Source organism: Clostridium moutaii (assembly GCF_041205085.1).
GTDB lineage: Bacteria > Bacillota > Clostridia > Clostridiales > Clostridiaceae > Clostridium_B > Clostridium_B moutaii.
In genome coordinates this window covers 104,379-118,373 of the sequence record NZ_JBGEWD010000002.1, presented here as the reverse complement: position 1 = coordinate 118,373, position 13,995 = coordinate 104,379, and the positions used below count along the sequence as shown (strand labels likewise).

Annotated in this window: 12 protein-coding genes and 2 riboswitches; all 12 genes read left to right on the top strand. The window is 36.4% G+C overall.

What is annotated here, in order from left to right:
- The first annotated feature begins 4 nt into the window (after window positions 1-4).
- The 12 genes from AB8U03_RS03245 to AB8U03_RS03190 all read left to right on the top strand — a co-directional run bounded on the left by AB8U03_RS03245 (window position 5) and on the right by AB8U03_RS03190 (window position 13,907).
- On the top strand, window positions 5-1,321 hold the full coding sequence (locus AB8U03_RS03245) for an acetyl-CoA hydrolase/transferase family protein (RefSeq protein ID WP_369703115.1): 1,317 nt from the start codon (window positions 5-7) through the stop codon (window positions 1,319-1,321).
- A gap of 168 nt (window positions 1,322-1,489) precedes the next feature.
- A riboswitch (cobalamin riboswitch) is annotated at window positions 1,490-1,671 on the top strand.
- Between the two features lie 165 nt (window positions 1,672-1,836).
- A complete protein-coding gene (locus AB8U03_RS03240; protein WP_369703114.1) occupies window positions 1,837-2,949 on the top strand; it encodes a BMP family ABC transporter substrate-binding protein in 1,113 nt (370 codons plus the stop codon).
- 72 nt (window positions 2,950-3,021) lie between these two features.
- Complete coding sequence (locus AB8U03_RS03235; protein ID WP_369703113.1) at window positions 3,022-4,539, top strand: ABC transporter ATP-binding protein; 1,518 nt, start codon at window positions 3,022-3,024, stop codon at window positions 4,537-4,539.
- The gene (locus AB8U03_RS03230; RefSeq protein WP_369703112.1) at window positions 4,532-5,605 is read left to right on the top strand and encodes an ABC transporter permease; all 1,074 of its coding nucleotides are present in this window, start codon (window positions 4,532-4,534) and stop codon (window positions 5,603-5,605) included. The genes AB8U03_RS03235 and AB8U03_RS03230 overlap by 8 nt, the downstream gene beginning before the upstream one ends.
- A gap of 4 nt (window positions 5,606-5,609) precedes the next feature.
- Entirely contained in the window at window positions 5,610-6,542 is a 933-nt protein-coding gene (locus AB8U03_RS03225; RefSeq protein ID WP_369703111.1) for an ABC transporter permease, read from the top strand.
- A gap of 123 nt (window positions 6,543-6,665) precedes the next feature.
- A riboswitch (cobalamin riboswitch) is annotated at window positions 6,666-6,849 on the top strand.
- Window positions 6,850-6,988: 139 nt separating this feature from the next.
- Complete coding sequence (locus AB8U03_RS03220) at window positions 6,989-8,464, top strand: cell wall-binding repeat-containing protein (protein ID WP_369703110.1); 1,476 nt, start codon at window positions 6,989-6,991, stop codon at window positions 8,462-8,464.
- A 31-nt stretch (window positions 8,465-8,495) separates the two neighbouring features.
- Window positions 8,496-8,627, top strand: coding sequence for a hypothetical protein (locus tag AB8U03_RS03215; protein ID WP_369703109.1), 132 nt, complete (start codon window positions 8,496-8,498; stop codon window positions 8,625-8,627).
- A gap of 75 nt (window positions 8,628-8,702) precedes the next feature.
- On the top strand, window positions 8,703-9,611 hold the full coding sequence (locus AB8U03_RS03210) for an energy-coupling factor transporter transmembrane component T (RefSeq protein WP_369703108.1): 909 nt from the start codon (window positions 8,703-8,705) through the stop codon (window positions 9,609-9,611).
- Window positions 9,592-11,226, top strand: a complete 1,635-nt coding sequence (locus tag AB8U03_RS03205; RefSeq protein WP_369703107.1) for an ABC transporter ATP-binding protein — start codon at window positions 9,592-9,594, stop codon at window positions 11,224-11,226. The genes AB8U03_RS03210 and AB8U03_RS03205 overlap by 20 nt, the downstream gene beginning before the upstream one ends.
- Window positions 11,223-11,939, top strand: a complete 717-nt coding sequence (locus AB8U03_RS03200; protein WP_369703106.1) for an ECF transporter S component — start codon at window positions 11,223-11,225, stop codon at window positions 11,937-11,939. The genes AB8U03_RS03205 and AB8U03_RS03200 overlap by 4 nt, the downstream gene beginning before the upstream one ends.
- Complete coding sequence (locus tag AB8U03_RS03195) at window positions 11,929-12,639, top strand: DUF4430 domain-containing protein (protein ID WP_369703105.1); 711 nt, start codon at window positions 11,929-11,931, stop codon at window positions 12,637-12,639. Before AB8U03_RS03200 ends, AB8U03_RS03195 begins: the two co-directional genes overlap by 11 nt.
- A gap of 44 nt (window positions 12,640-12,683) precedes the next feature.
- Window positions 12,684-13,907 (top strand): prenyltransferase/squalene oxidase repeat-containing protein, encoded by a 1,224-nt coding sequence (locus tag AB8U03_RS03190; protein WP_369703104.1) that lies wholly within the window; start codon window positions 12,684-12,686, stop codon window positions 13,905-13,907.
- The last annotated feature ends 88 nt before the right edge of the window (window positions 13,908-13,995 follow it).

The window sequence follows — 13,995 nt, the reverse complement described above, 5'->3', positions numbered from 1 at the left end:
TGAAATGGTTTCCGTAAAATTAAAAAGTTTGTATAAAAGTAAGCTGGTTAATGCTGATGAAGCTGTGTCTAAAATTAAGTCTGGTGACAACGTGGTTTTTGGACATGCGGCTGCAGAACCTATGATGCTTTTACATGCCCTGGTAAGAAATAAGACAAAATATAGAGATGTGGAACTGTACAGTATGCTGTCCATGTCTGAAAGTGAATATGTACAGGAAGGGCTGAAAGAATATATCCACTACACTTCTTTATTTCTCGGCAAGAATACAAGAGAAGCTGTTAACTCTGGAAGGTCAGACTATATTCCCTGCTTTTTTCATGAAGTCCCTAAGTTGTTTAAAGAGAATTATATACCCGTAGATGTGGCACTGATTCAGGTAAGCAAGCCGGACAAACATGGTTTTTGCAGTTTTGGAGTGTCCAATGATTATATAAAGCCGGCGGCAGAGTGCGCCAAACTGGTTATTGCAGAAGTGAATGAAAATATGCCTAGAGTTTTAGGAGACTGCTTTATAAACATTTCAAACATAGATTATATAGTTGAAAGTTCCAGACCTATAATTGAAATGGAATCTCCTAAGATAGGGGATGTGGAAAAGAAAATAGGCGAGTACTGTGCTTCTCTAATAGAAGACGGGTCCACTCTTCAGCTCGGAATAGGAGCTATTCCCGATGCAGTGCTTTCATTCTTAAAAGACAAAAAGGATTTGGGAATACATTCTGAAATGATATCTGACGGAGTTGTAGACTTGGTGGAATCCGGCGTTATCACAAACAGCAGAAAAAGCATCCACAGAGGGAAAATAATCACTACTTTTCTCATGGGAAGTAACAGATTATATGATTTTGTAGATGACAATCCTATGGTTGAATGTTATCCCGTAGACTATGTAAATGATCCCATGGTTATCATGAAAAATCATAAAATGGTGTGTATAAATTCCTGTGTGGAGATAGATTTGACTGGACAAATATCTTCTGAAAGTATAGGAGTGAAGCAGATAAGCGGTGTCGGCGGACAGATTGATTTTGTAAGGGGGGCAAGTATGGCTGAAGGCGGAAAATCCATTATGGCCATATCATCCACTACAGCAGGCGGAAAAATATCAAGAATAGTTCCTTTTCTAAATAAGGGAGAGGCGGTTACAACTTCAAGGAATGATATACAGTATATAGTTACTGAGTATGGAATAGCCCAGCTTAAAGGAAAGTCATTGAGAGAAAGACATAAAGAGATTATAAAAATTGCTCATCCAAAATTTAGAGATAAACTTATAGAAGAATTTGAAAGCAGGCTTAAATGCAGATATTGTGAGTAGATAATATACTATGTCAAAATGTGTTGTATACGTGATATAATATACAGGAAGTGATTTATGTGAAAACGTAGCTCACTTCTTTTTTAGGAGTATTTGGTTTAAATATAAGTTGACTGGATAAATTTTATATCATATACTTAACAATAAGATAATAAATTGTTTTTAAAAATTTAATATTTAATGTTAGGTGCTGTTTTTAATAGTTAAAAGGAAAAGTGCAAGAAGCACTGCAGCCCCACCGCTACTGTATGGAGGATGAAACCTTGTTTATATCACTGGTAATGTATCTGGGAAGATAAGGGAGTAAAATGAATCTGAGCCAGGAAGCCTGCCTGACGTTTTTGTTAATTCTTTCGGAGGGAGGTATTATACATTTTGCTAAATTGCGTTTTATTTGTAAGATATACGTAAATGGTTACATTAAGATGTAAATAATTGAGATCCGTAGGGGGTCCCTTTTTTGTTTTGCTCAAAAATTTTTTGATGATGAATTATAATATGGGAGGAAAAATTTTATGAAAAGATGTAGAAAAATCAATCTGATTTTATTGTGTGTCATTGTGGCAATGTCAAGTTTTATAGTTGGATGTCAAAGCAAGACACAGGAGCAATCTGCTTCAAGTAATAAAAAGATTAAAGTTGCTTTTGTCTATGAAGGCCCTATAGGTGATGCAGGATGGAATTTTGCTCAGGAGCAGGGAAGAAAATATCTGATGAGTCATATGCCAAATGCAGAAGTGACATATGTGGACAATGTTCCTGAAACTGCCGATTCAGAAAAAGTATTTACGCAGCTTGCCCAAAAAGGAAATAAAATTATATTTGGGACAACTTATGGATATATGGATTATATGACTGATGTGGCAAAAAAGTTTCCGAATGTAGTTTTTATGCACTGCAGTGGATATAAAACGTCAAGTAATCTAGGTACATACTTTGGACGTGATTATGAAGGCAGATATCTTTCTGGAGTCATTGCAGGAAAGTATACAAAGAGCAATGTAATAGGATTTGTAGCCCCATTTTCTATACCTGAGGTGGTAAGAAATATTGATGCATTTACACTGGGAGCCCAATCGGTAAATCCAAACGTAAAGGTTAAAGTGGTATATACAAATTCTTGGAGTGATCCGGCAACTGAAAAAACAGCTTCCAACAGTCTTATAGATGCGGGTGCTGATGTGCTTGCAATGCATCTGGATTCTACAACTGTGCCCCAGACTGCCCAGGAAAGAGGAGTGTATGCAATTGGATTCAGTTCGGACATGAGGTCCAAAGCTCCAAAAGCGGTACTTGGGGGAGCAGTGTGGAACTGGGGTCCGTATTATGTGAAAACAGTCAAAGCTGCAGCTGATGGTACATGGAAGTCATCACAATATTGGGGTGGAATTGAAGATAATTCAATAATCGATATAGGGCCTTACGGAAGTATGGTAAGCAGTGATGTAAAGTCATTGGTTTCAAAAGATAGAAGCAATATTATAAATGGAAAACTCAATGTATTTGAAGGACCTATATATGACCAGTCAGGAAACCTGAAAGTTGCCAAAGGTCAGAAACTTACGGATGAACAAATGCTTTCAATTAACTGGTTTGTAAAAGGCATTGAAGGAACAATTTCTAAATAGAATATAGTATTTTCACATACCGGCTTTTTTAAAGAGTCGGTATGCAGATTTTAAAGGTTTGAGAGGGATAGCATGGAAAAAACACCAATAGTTGAAATGATAAATATATCCAAACAATTTTCTAAGGTACCTGCCAATGACAAAATTTGTTTTTCATTAAATGAAGGGGAGATTCATGCACTTTTAGGGGAAAACGGAGCAGGAAAGAGCACTCTTATGAATATACTATCAGGGCTTTACAAGCCGGACAGCGGTAAGATAAAAATAAATGGAAAAGCTGTGGAATTTAATTCACCAAAAGACTCCATAGCCTGCGGTATAGGAATGGTTCATCAGCATTTTGAACTGGTGGATGCATTCACTGTTTCCGAAAATATAATGATTGACCTTAAAAATTTAAAACAAATTTATAATAAGAAGCTTATAAACAATCAGATTGTAAAAAGCGCTGAAAAATATGGGTTGAAGGTAGATCCGAATGCAAAGGTATGGCAGCTTACAGTAGGGGAAAGACAAAAAGTTGAAATTACAAAAGTGCTGATGCATGGAGCAAAAGTACTTATAATGGATGAACCTACTGCAGTGCTTACAGAAAATGAGATAGAGTCCTTTTATAATACGCTCCATTTGCTTGTAAAAGAAGGAAAATCCATTATAATAATATCTCATAAGATGAAAGAAATTATAAAAAATACAAATAGAATTACAGTATTGAGAAATGGCAAATCAGTAGGTACATTTGATACGAGACATGTGGAAGAAAACAAAATTTCAGGAATGATGATGGGAAAAGGTAAAATATATATTTTAAGTAAAAGAGCTGAAATAAAACAGAGAAAAGTTTTAGAATTAAAAAATGTATGCTGTTATTCTCTAAAAGGATCTGTAAAGTTGAAGGATATATCTTTTAGTATACATGAGGGAGAGATATTTGGTATTGCAGGAATCGATGATAATGGTCAGAGGGAACTGGCGGAAGTTATTGCAGGACTTGTTCCCATTGAAAAAGGCGATATAATTTTAAATGGATCAAGCTGTATAAATGAAAACAGGAGAAAACATATAGAAAGTGGGATAGGTTATGTGCCTGAGGACAGGATGAGTACAGGACTTGTTGGAAATATGAACATCTGCGAAAATATGATACTTGAAAGTTATAGATATGCTCCTGGATTTTATATAAACTGGGGCAAAATATGTAAAAATGTATCAAATGTAATTAAACAATTTGGTATTAAGATATCTTCTATAAATGATAAAGTCAGCATAATGTCTGGAGGAAATATGCAAAAACTTCTTCTGGCGAGGGAAATTGAGTTACATCCTAATATAATTGTTCTTTCATATCCATTTAGAGGTCTTGATATAGGGTCTTCACAATATATAAAAAAACTTCTGATAGACGAGAGAAATAAAGGCAAGGCAATTCTCCTTATTTGTGAAGAAGTTGAGGATTTATTACAGCTTTCAGACAGGATTGCTGTACTGCACCAGGGATCCATAATGGGCATAGTAAAACCTTGTCAAGTTAATGTTAAATCAATAGGACTTATGATGTATGGGAATGAAAGGGATGATTATAATGGCTAGACCAGATTTTATAAGGTGGAAGTTAGAAAAAACAAATTCTTGTTCCATTGTAAAAAAAATAACCGTTCCTGTTGTGTCCTTAATCGGTGGGATTGTATTTTCATCTGTTATAATTGCCATCACTGGAAATGATCCGGTAGATGTATGCTATCAGATATTTTCAGGAGCATTTGGATCCTTATATGGTATTTCTGAAACTGTGGCAAAATCCATTCCACTGATGCTCACTTCTCTTGGAGTTTCACTGGCTTTTCGCATGAAGCTCTGGAATATAGGGGGAGAAGGTCAATTTTTTATGGGAGCTTTTGGGGCTTCCTGGGTTGCGCTTAAGTTCCCGGAGCTTCCTATGGGAGAACTTTTGATGCTGATGCTTGTATGCGGTTTTATATCAGGGGGAATATGGGCTCTGATAGCGGCAGTTCCAAAGGCATTTTTAAATATAAATGAAACTATCAGCACACTGCTTTTAAATTATATAGCTATTTTGTGGGTTCAATATCTGGTATTTGGACCATGGAAAGATCCTGAAGGCAAAAATTTTCCTGTAACTGCAACTTTTTCACAAAACGCAACTTTACCCTCTTTTGGAAATACAGATATAAATGCAGGACTTTTTATTGCATTTATAATTGCAATACTGATGTTTTTGATTCTCAAGTATTCCAAATGGGGATATGAAATAAAAGTGAGCGGGAGTAATAAAGATACAGCGATTTATGCAGGCATGAATTATGCAAAAAACATATTGATTATCATGTTTATAAGCGGAGGAATAGCCGGAATAGCTGGTATGGTAGAGATATCAGGCACCCTTCACAGGCTCCAGCAGGATATATCTCCTGGATATGGATATACGGCGATTATAATCGCCCTTTTGTCAAGTCTGAATCCATTTTGCATAATGATCGTTTCACTTTTTATGGGTGGACTTTTTGTAGGAGGATATAATCTGCAGACATCGGGTTTTTCGTTGAGCACAGTCTTGATGTTTCAGGGATCTATACTGCTTTTTGTACTGGGCAGTGAAATATTGCTTAAGTATAAATTGGTGAGGAAGGGAGATTGATCATATGAACAGTACGTTTATGATTTCAGTGATTGCGGCGGGAATTGTTGCAGGTACTCCTCTGTTATATGCATGTCTTGGTGAAATTCTATCTGAAAAGTCGGGAATTATGAATCTTGGAGTGGAAGGTATGATGCTTGTAGGAGCCGTAGTGGGATTTTTAGTCAGTATTCATACTGAAAATAAGTGGATGGGTTTTATGGCGGGCTGCAGTGCTGGTGCAATTTTGGCATTTTTCCATGGAATTCTTACTGTAAAATTGAAAGCAAATCAGGTGGCAAGCGGTGTAGCCCTTACTATATTTGGTACAGGACTTAGTGCCTATCTTGGAAAATCTTATATAGGGGTGCTTCCCTCTGTATCATTTAAGGGAATAAGTATACCATTTTTGAATGGGATACCTGTAATAGGAAAAATCTTCTTTAAAAATGATGCTCTGGTATATCTAAGTTTTATACTGGTTTTTGTAATCTGGTTTGTATTGTATAAAACAAAAGCAGGACTTATAGTGAGAACTGTTGGTGAAAATCCATCTGCTGCAGATGCAGCCGGCATAAATATTTTTCTGGTAAGGTATATATGTGTGATTTTAGGAGGTATGTTGTCAGGAGCTGCAGGGGCATATATATCACTTGCATATTCCCCTTCCTGGAGTGAAAATATGACGGCAGGTAGGGGATGGATTGCAGTAGCTCTTGTAATATTTGCAATGTGGAATCCAATCCGGGGCATGATGGGAGCATATATTTTTGGAATTATAAATTCTCTTGGGCTTCACCTTCAGGCTTTCGGCTTTGCTGTTCCTGTATACATACTTCAGATGCTTCCCTATATTTTGACTTTTGCAGTCCTTATTTTTACTACAAGAGAAACGAGAACAAGGCGTTCCGCAATGCCTCAGGCACTTGGAATTCCATATTCCAGAGAGGAAAGATAATTATAAAAGCTTAGGACGTAGATTTACCTTAATGATTTTGTCCTGCAATCTTATCTAATATGTATTGACTGGATAAAATTTATATCATATACTTAACAATAAGGTAATAAATTGTTTGTAAAAATTTAATATTTGATGTTAGGTGCTGTTGTTTTAACAGTCAAAAGGAAAAGTTGAAGAAGCACTGCAGCCCCACCGCTACTGTATGGAGGATGAAACCTTGTTTATATCACTGGTAATGTATCTGGGAAGATAAGGGAGTAGGATGAATCATAGCCAGGAAGCCTGCCTGACATTTTTGTTAATTCTTTCGGAGGGGAGGATATTATATGTTTTATTAAAATTGCGTGTTTTAGTTGGTAAAATATATGCGAACAGCTACGCTGAAATGTAAATTATGGAGACCCTTGGAGGTCTCTTTATTTATTGTAAGGAGGTATTATGATATGCAACATATGAAAAAAATTATAAGCAGAATTGTTATGCTTTTGTTTGTAATTGGAATTGCTGTATCCGGTTCCATTGGAAATGTATACGCGGATTCAGAAAATACTGATAGTATGAGTACAACTGCAAATCAAAACAGACTTTCAGGAAATGACAGAATTGAAACATCTTTGAAGATAAGCCAGGATGGCTGGAAATATGGTGCATCTACTGCAGTTATAGCTCAGGGGTATGGTTACGCAGATGCTCTTTGTGCAGCACCTCTTGCAAAAAAATACAATGCACCCATAATACTTTCCAGGCAGGATTCACTGAGTGATGAAACTGTAAGTGAGCTTAAAAGGCTTAAGGTGGACAAAGTATTTGTAATTGGAGGGACAAGTTCTCTTTCTGACAATGTGGAATCACAGTTGAAAAACATTGGTGTCAATGATGTGAAAAGACTGGGTGGAGCGGACAGATATGAAACTTCTGTAAAAATAGCTGAAGAACTGGGAGATGTTGATAATATTGTAGTGACATCCGGAAACGGTTATGCGGACAGTCTTTCAATAGCATCCATAGCTGCAAAAAAGGGAATGCCCATATTACTGTCTCAAAGTAATGAACTTCCCCAGATAGTGAAAAATTACTTGAAAAACAGGGATATAGCAAAAACTTACATAGTAGGCGGTACGGCAGTTATAGCCAGCAGTCTGGAATCATCTCTTCCAAATGTCATAAGACTTGGAGGTACCACCAGATTTGATACAAATTTGGCTGTACTTCAAAATTTCAAAGCCGACCTTAATTTTGACAATGTGTATATAGCCAGCGGAGACGGCCCCAATGGAGACGAGTTTGCAGATGCCCTTTCCGGGTCAGCTCTTGCGTCAACAAAATCTGCTCCCATGGTTTTGGTATATAATACCCTGAGTACAAAGACGGCGGATTTCTTGAAATCAAACATGTCCGACAAAACAATGCTTACAGCATTGGGAGGTACGTTAGTAGTACCAGCTGTAATCGTGGATGATCTGATTCATTATTTTAACGGTGAAGCTACCAGCGGTGGCATAGGAGATGAGACATCACCTACTACAGGCAGCGGAAGTGGAAATTCAGGAACTTTCACTTTAGAAATTACCAAAGATAATAATGGAACTCTTTTAAAAAAGCAAATTTTCAATATAGATGGAAATAAAACTGTACTTGGTTATTTGGAAACTATGGTGGACAATATAGATTTGGAAAGTGGCTATATAAATTCCATGTCTATAAATGGACAGAATTATTTAAATAATTCTGCACCAGATTGGTCTTATGGAACCAGTTGGTTTATATATGTAAATGAAGAATTTGCTAGTGAAGGCGTTCAGTCCATGAAACCTAAAACTGGAGACCTTATAAAACTTGATTACCATGATTGGACTTATGAAACTATAAATGATTCTGATAGCAGTACTGGAGAAGGAAGTAATAATTTGCCTGAATAGGATACACAATTCATAAAATTGGATGAAAGCAATGAGGGGATTAATTGATTATTATCGAATAGCTCTTTGTGATAATGGCATGTATTTGGATACATTGACAATGGCTTTATATTATAATAATGACAATCCACTTTCTAGTACTATAGAAATACCTATAAAATAATATTTTGGGGAATACTTAAAGAATGGCTGCTAGATTACAGCCATTCTTTAAACAGCTTAAAGGAAGTGAAAATCCATGACTTATAAAAATCAGGAAAATTCCAGATACTTCATTGATTTTAAACAGTACCACGTGCTCACAGCTTCTCTGGTTTTTATTTCCATGATGATGATAATATTTTCTAATGACAATCCAATAGTACTTGCATCTGTGTATGTATTTATTATATTTATGATAGTGTTTTGCAGTGAAAAACATAAATTTAAAACGGCACTTTACTATTTTGTTCCAATTGCCTTTTTTATAATTCTGTTAAATGTGCTCTTTGTGAGTTCAGGGAGAACAACACTTTTTTATCTGTTCCATAAAAGATTTACCCTGGAGGCGTTTGTATATGCTTTGGTGATGTGCTTTAAGTTTCTGGCGGTTATATATCTTTTTTTGATACTGGAACTGATGATTGACTCCGACAGGGCAGTTTCCTATTTTTCCTCCATAATGCCAAAGTCAACTCTCATGCTCATGATAAGTTTCAAGCTTATACCCAGCATGAAGGATAGATTTAAAAATTTAAAGGAAATATATGAAATAAGAGGCGTGGTATTTGGTAAGAAAAAAACCAGGGAAAAAGCTGCAAGCTATATTCCAGTGATGTCAATACTACTGGAGGATTCTATGGAAGGTTCCTTTAACATAGGAGAAGCAGCTTATGTAAGAGGATTCTTGAGCGGAAACAGAAGTGTTTATGAAAGGCAGAAATTTAAAAGCAGGGACTGGCAGGTAATAATTTTAAACATTACTCTCATTGTATTTTATGGAATAGCACAGTTTAAAGGATGGATACAATTTGATATATACAATGGTGTCACCATTGTGAACTTCATAAATATTGGTATAGCCGTTATTTTTGCCCTTATAGTGGCTATTTCACTAACTGTAATATTGAATGGCGAGGAGAGGAAATATGGCATATATAGAGATTAAAAATTTGAATTTTACTTATCCTATGGAAAAGGAAAGGTCTTTGAAAAATATAAATCTATCGCTGGAGAAAAATGATTTTCTCCTTATAGCAGGGAGATCCGGCTCGGGGAAATCAACTCTTGCAAGGGCAATAGTGGGGACAGTCCCCAATTTTTACGGCGGAACTATAGGTGGAGAGATAAAAATAGATGGCAGGTCTTTGAAGGATATGAGCCATAAAGAAAGAGCTCAAAAAATAACTATGGTATTTCAGGATCCGGAAAAACAGCTCATGATGAATAAAGTTCACAGGGAAATAGCTTTTGGCCTGGAGAACATAGGAGTAGATGAAAGGGTAATAAAGAGAAGGGTTTATGAAGCCCTTCAATTTTCAGGAATACTTAATCTTGCTGACAGGGACATAACTTCCCTGTCAGGGGGGGAAAAGCAAAAGGTGGCAGTGGCTTCTGCACTTGTATATATGCCTGATTGCATAATTTTGGATGAACCAACTTCACAACTTGACCCTTCATCTGCAGAGGAAATGCTGAATATAACAAAAAAAATAAATGAAGAGCTTGGTATAACCATAATAGTAATAGAACAGAGGGTGAACAGGTGGTTTGACACTGTGGATTCCATAGCCACCATGGATGATGGTGCTCTGGAATTATTTGAAGATAAGAGAGATTTTTACTATAATTGTAATAAGAGACAGTTTATGTTTATGCCGGATTATCTTAAGTTTTTTAAAAATATGAATTTTAAAATCATGCCCAGTAATTTTAAAGATGCTCGTGTGAAAATATTCAACAGTTCTCTTACTGTAAAGGCAGAGGATGAAGCTGCTGTGGCCAGGGGTCAGGATGATTCAAGAGAAATACTTTCTGTAAAAAAATTAAACTGCAAATATGGCTCAAAGCAGATTTTGAAAGATATAAACTTTACTGTTGAACAGGGTGAATTTATGGCAATAATGGGTGCCAACGGTGCAGGTAAAAGCACTCTTTTAAAAACTGTTCTGGGGCTTAAGGAATATGAAGGCATTATAAAGCTTTATGGTGAGGACACTGCAAAAATGGATATAAGACATATAGCCAGACACATAGGTTATGTTTCTCAAAACCCCAATGATTATCTGTCTAAAGACAGTGTTTATGAAGAAGTTAAATTTACCATGGATAATTACGAGATATATGATGAAAAAATTGTAGAAAATATTTTAAAGGAACTTGAAATATATGAGTTAAAGGAGAAAAATCCAAGGGATTTAAGTGGTGGCCAGCGTCAAAGGGTTGCAATAGCATCCATACTTGTTCTTCAGCCGGATATCATTCTTTTAGATGAGCCTACAAGAGGACTTGAAAGCGGACTTAAATATAAATTGGGGAAATTGCTTCAGAATCTCAATGAAAAAGGAACTTCCATTATCCTTGTAACTCATGATACGGATTTTGCCAGTAATTTTTGCAAAAGATACATGGTCATGTTCAATGGGAGTATTGTAGCAGACGGCGGTAAGAAGCAGGTACTGGGGGACGGAATATTTTATACCACTTCTATGAATAAGCTGCTGAGAGATAAGGACAGCAGTATATTCACACTGGAAGAAGCCCTTGGAAGGTGTTCAATATGAAGAAATTAATTATTGCTGTTACTTCTGCTATAATTATAGTGCTCATGGTACTTACAGTTAAAAGCAATTTTCAAACAGGGATTTCACTTATATGTACTGTAGGAGTGTTTGCAATACTTTTCATGAGTTATTTTTATTTTGAAAAAAGTCATTCGGGCACCAAGGAAATTGCTATTATAGCTACATTAAGTGCTTTTGCAGCTGTTTCCAGAATAATATTTGCAGTAGTTCCCAATGTAAAGCCAGTGACTTTTCTGGTGGCGATTTCCGGTTTCGTATTTGGACCCTATGAGGGTTTTTTAGTGGGAAGTACTACAGCTTTTTTATCCAATATATTTTTTGGTCAGGGACCCTGGACCCCTTGGCAGATGTTTTCATGGGGTCTTGTTGGGATTATTTCCGGGATTCTGGGAAAAAATGATAGAAAAATTTCAGCCTTTAAATTTTCAGTTATATGTTTTCTATTTGGGTTCATGTTTGACTGGATTATGAATCTTCAGTACATACTGGCTTTTGTAAAACCTATAAAGCTGGCTACCATTATAGGTACCTATGCTTCTGGATTGATTTTTGATATTTTGCACGGAACCAGTTCATTTGTATTTTCCATTATATTTTACAAAAGATTTTTACCAGTACTTCAGCGTTATAAGAGAAGATTGATTATAAGTTATATAGGTATTAAAGGGGGAGATGGAATTAATGAGAAATAAAAAGAAAAAGTATGCAGTGATTATATCTGCTGTTGTGGTCTGTGTGGTGGTATTTGTATTCGCAATCAAGGCCCAGAGAATCTATACAAGTACTACTACAAATAAACAGATGAGTGCTGAAAAAACTCAGGGAAAGTCTAAGGACGTGTCTAAATCCGATAAAAGTCAATCTGCAGCTAAAGAGGGCTCCAGTACTTCAGCAGTATCTAGTAAAGCAGCTGCAGCATCTGATTCAAATTCAAATAGTTCAAATACGACTTCAAAAGGAAATAGTCAAGCAGGGCAGGCTGTTTCCAGCCAGGCAGGCTCGTCCCAGACATCCGGCACAAGCGGCACAAGTTCCCAGAAGCCAGTAGAACAATCTTCTATTGAAATTATTGATGCCGTACATGGAAATACAGTAGTTTTGCAGAAAAATCTGGACAGCATAGATGGACAAACTGTGGGATATATAACTCAAAAAGCTCTGGATGAAGCTAAAATAAATTATACCACTAAGGGAACCGGGTCTACTGTTTATTTTTCAGATATAAATGGGTTGAAGGAAAAAGCGGAAGGCCCTCTATCCGGCTGGTGTTATTATGTAAAGAAAAAAGGACAGTCTGAATTCAGCAAGGCAAGTGTTGGAAGCGGACAATATGTGTTGAACAGCGGCGATGCTGTAATCTGGAAGTATGTTGAAAATGGATACAGCAACTAAGTTGTATTTATTAAAATAACTGTATATGGGAGGGAAAAGATAAAATGTTAAGATCAAAGATAAAATATGCTGTTTTGGGGACAATAATAACTTCAACATTGTTGGCTCAACCTTCTTTTGTAAAGGCTGCCTCAGCAGATAAATCCATAACTGATCCAAATAAATCTTGGACCATAAAATTCAACCAGTATGTAGGTTTTGATGATGAGACAAAGAATGCTATAACTGTAACGGATAGTGAGGGCAATGTGGTATCCACCAATATAAAATTGCTTGACAACAACAAGATAGAGGTAGATGCCCCAGAAGGTGGATATAAGCAGGGTGAAACCTATACTTTGAATATAGGGAGTAAAGCTCACTCTGTAGGAAGCAGATATATAAAAGATGATGCCAAGTATACCTTCGAATTGAGCCTGGCTTCCCAGGATTACAATTATAAATCTCAGGTGGAAAATGCACTTAATACAACTGTAGACAGAATTTTAAAAGATGAAATTGAAGATGATTGGCAGGCGCTTGTGGTATACAGGCATGGAAAAGAAATACCTTCAAGTTATCTGGATTCTCTTAAAAATACCTTGAATTCCAAGGGAATAGATTCTTTTGATCCTACAGATTATGAAAGAATGACAATTGTTCTATCATCCATAGGACAGGATCCTACGAGTTTCGGAGGATATAATTTAGTAGAAAAAATATACAATAACACAAATATGGACAACCAAGGTGTAAATGCATACATATTTGGACTTATAGCTCTGGATTCCGGGAATTTTGATGTGCCGGACAATGCACTGTTGAACAAAGATAAATTAATAGATAAAATAATATCCTCCAAGACAACGGATAATGGATGGAGTATTAGTGACAAAGCGGATACGGATATGACGGCTATGGCTCTTACAGCCTTGGCACCTTACAGAAACAGGCAAGATGTGAAACAGATTGTAGATAATGGAATTGAAAAACTTTCTTCTATGCAGGACAGTGATGGAGGATATTCTTCCATGGGTGTATCAAACAGCCAGAGTTTATCCCAGGTAATAATAGCCCTTTGCAGCAATGGGGTGGATCCTGCAGGAAGTGAGTTCACTAAAAATGGCAAGAACTTAATGGATCTGCTTTTAAGTTATCAGGTTGATGGAGGGTTCAGCTTTGACAGGCAGACCCGATATGATTCCCTTTCCACTGAGCAGGCGGCTGAAGCCTTGGAAGCTTATAAGCTGTTCAAGGAACAAGCCATTGGCATATATGTATCAAAATAGAAGAGTAAATACGAAAAGATGACTCCCTATATTGTATAGAGGTCATCTCTTTGTATTTCATTATTTTTTTCAATGGATTTTACGTTGT